General features: G+C 29.2%; 3 protein-coding genes. All 3 read right to left on the minus strand.

What is annotated here, in order from left to right:
- The coding region (locus B6258_RS18425) for a DUF637 domain-containing protein (RefSeq protein ID WP_338064501.1) at positions 1 to 333 on the minus strand (333 nt) is incomplete at its 3' end.
- A 323-nt stretch (positions 334 to 656) separates the two neighbouring features.
- Positions 657 to 1163: a contact-dependent growth inhibition system immunity protein gene (locus B6258_RS15080; RefSeq protein WP_099075940.1), complete on the minus strand. Its 507-nt coding sequence runs from the start codon at positions 1161 to 1163 to the stop codon at positions 657 to 659.
- 3 nt (positions 1164 to 1166) lie between these two features.
- Positions 1167 to 1529 (minus strand): endonuclease toxin domain-containing protein (locus B6258_RS15085; RefSeq protein ID WP_099075941.1); only part of this gene is annotated, 363 nt, incomplete at its 5' end.

The following is a 1529-nucleotide window of genomic DNA, read 5'->3' on the forward strand; positions in this document are numbered from 1 at the left end:
ACTGACAACTGAATGCGAGGCAACACGCTGGGCAACTTGATCCCATGTGGCGTTATCAGTAAGCAATAACTTGCCTGTTGAAGGTAAGGTTCCTCCTTGGATTGCCTGATCCCACCCCATAAATTGGTCAAGACCTTGCAATGCCCCTGCCACCACCATGCTTGTAACAATAGATTTAGCAGTATCACTACGGCCGAGGGATTCAATAGTTTTATAAATACTGCCTTTGTTTTCGGCTAAAGATACCGCTGCTTGTTCTAATGATTGTTCTTTTTGGGCTTTAATAGCCTCAGATATACCTTTAGGCGCATCAATCGTTAGCTTTCCGCCAATATAAAGTTCAGGTAATTATTGCTATTCTTTATTAATTATTAACATGATTAGTTTTATTAAAAAATAAAACCAGCTAAGATAATTCTATTTTTAATTTAATTATTTAAAATTATTAAAAAATATTATATATATAATAAAAAATCACCTTACATATAATTAGTATAAGGTGATTTTATTTAGTATCCATTTAAGCTTTACGACTAATACAACGTGTAAAAGCTTCTTTTATTGATGCACCTAAGACCTCGTCACTGCAATTGCTTTTTAATGAAATAATTGCATTGNCATATAATTAGTATAAGGTGATTTTATTTAGTATCCATTTAAGCTTTACGACTAATACAACGTGTAAAAGCTTCTTTTATTGATGCACCTAAGACCTCGTCACTGCAATTGCTTTTTAATGAAATAATTGCATTGTTAGGTATACTTTTACCAATCCAATGATCCAATCGTAAGTGATCATAAGGAATAATAGAGATAATACCATCAGTCACATTCACATTACATAAGTTCATGTTTTTGAATAGTGTCGTTTTATTTTTATAATCACATTCTTTAATTATTTTTTTTATCCATTCAGAATATAATCCATCGTTATTACGCATTTCATGATATTCAGATGAATTAGCATCTAATATTTCGCTTTGGATTAATGCATTTCTTGTAAAGAAACCCAAATCTGCATCAAATGGATCTTTGGATAAAACCTTATAACCTTTTTTAAAATCCATCAAATAAATACCGCTTTTTGAAAGAGTTATTATAATATAATAATCATTATTAAAATAGATACTTGCTCTTAAGTTATTTTTTTTTGATATAGACACTATTTACTCCTCAACTATTGTAATATTAACCTTAATATTTTTTGAAGATGCATTTTTAATAAAATTATTAATAGCATCCCATTGTTGTTTGGTTGTTCTTGCAGGAATACCTAATTCTAGAGTTTTTGATTTAATATCACTTGGTAAAATATCAACTTTTTCCTTTTTTTCTCCTGAATATTTATCCATAGTTGAAATATATTTATTTAATATATTTTCTATTGATTTTGGATTTTTAAGTCTTGATTCCGTCTGGGTATTTAATGTCTTTACACTAATATATTCATCTGTATTACCATCATAATAGTCAAATGTTTTGGCGTTAAGATGTAATCGTGTCAGTCGTTTATTTGATAGACCAATGTA

This window comes from Proteus alimentorum (assembly GCF_002607735.1).
In the GTDB taxonomy this organism is placed as follows: domain Bacteria; phylum Pseudomonadota; class Gammaproteobacteria; order Enterobacterales; family Enterobacteriaceae; genus Proteus; species Proteus alimentorum.